Annotated in this window: 1 protein-coding gene; it reads right to left on the bottom strand. The window is 63.3% G+C overall.

The genetic code is table 11. The features are described 5' to 3' along the window. Positions 1-1107, bottom strand: a 1107-nt coding sequence (locus FYJ71_RS09840) for an IS4 family transposase (protein WP_154538689.1), incomplete at both ends; no start/stop codon positions are given.

Genomic DNA, 1107 nt, shown 5'->3' with positions numbered 1-1107 from the left:
TCCAAGAGGGCCATGGGACAGCACCGACACAATGACGTCGCAGCCACTCCAGTCCCAAACGCCACACGGAGAGAACGTTCCGATGACGGATCGTGTTGCTCTGGTAGCGTCGCTGTTGCCCGCTGTCTCGGACTTGAAGACCGGCAACCATCACCACGACATTGGCCAGCATCGCGATCAGCAGCAGGATTTCGATCCGCTTGCCTTGGCGAGACTGATGCATGCCGAAGCCCAGCCCGAACTGGGGACTCTTGACGTCGCGGAAGCCCTCTTCAATCTGCATGCGCTGCCGGTAAATGGCCACCAACTTGTCCGCCAGCGTTGAGCGCGCCGGTAGGTTACTGACCAGCACCCAGGGCTCCTTCTGGCGCTGGGCAATCGCCCGGCTGCGGCTGTCCTGGGAGACCTGTCCGCGCTTGTTGCGATGCTTGCGCCCCTGCGGCGGCCGATGGTAGAGCACCATGCGGGTGGTCAGTGGATTGCTCTCAGCAATTTGCACGGAACCCAGCGCCCGCGGTACCGATGTCGCTTGCGGAAACAGGTCTGACACAGGTTGCCACGCCTGCCCTGGCAGCTGGCAGCGAACCGGGCTACGCACCCGGCCGACGTAGTACCAACCACGTGCCTCAACCGCCTCGAACCAGGGATTACGAAAGCCCGCATCGGTGACCAAGATCGGCGTGGCGTTGTCAGGCAGTATCTCGGCCAGAGCGGCCAACAAGTATGCCTCACAGTGTTGGCAGCCATCCTTGTGGTGGACTTTCTCGAAGATTGGCAGCGAGCGCCCGGCAAAGGGCACCGCGGCGCGCAGCAAGAACCGTTTGCCACGGTCATCAATCGGCGACCAGTCCACCAGAATCAGCGGGCGGGTCATGTGGCCAATCAGCAGGCTGGCCACGAGCCAATAGAACAGGGGACGCTCCTGATGCAGGTGAGGGTTGCCCAGCAACCGATCGACTCGCTTGATGGTGTGCTTGGTAGCCACTGGCCCTGGCAAGGCACGCCCCAGGGCGGTCAAGCCCAGGCGGCGCTCGCCCAGCAGGGCACCCACCGTGTCGAGCAGCGCCTGCAGGCGCTTGGCATGGACCAGGGGGAGTGATGAGGTCA

It is taken from the genome of Peptostreptococcus porci, from assembly GCF_009695815.1.
Lineage (GTDB): Bacteria > Bacillota > Clostridia > Peptostreptococcales > Peptostreptococcaceae > Peptostreptococcus > Peptostreptococcus porci.
Note: the sequence above shows the minus strand (reverse complement) of the source record. Positions and strands in the feature narration are given on the sequence as shown.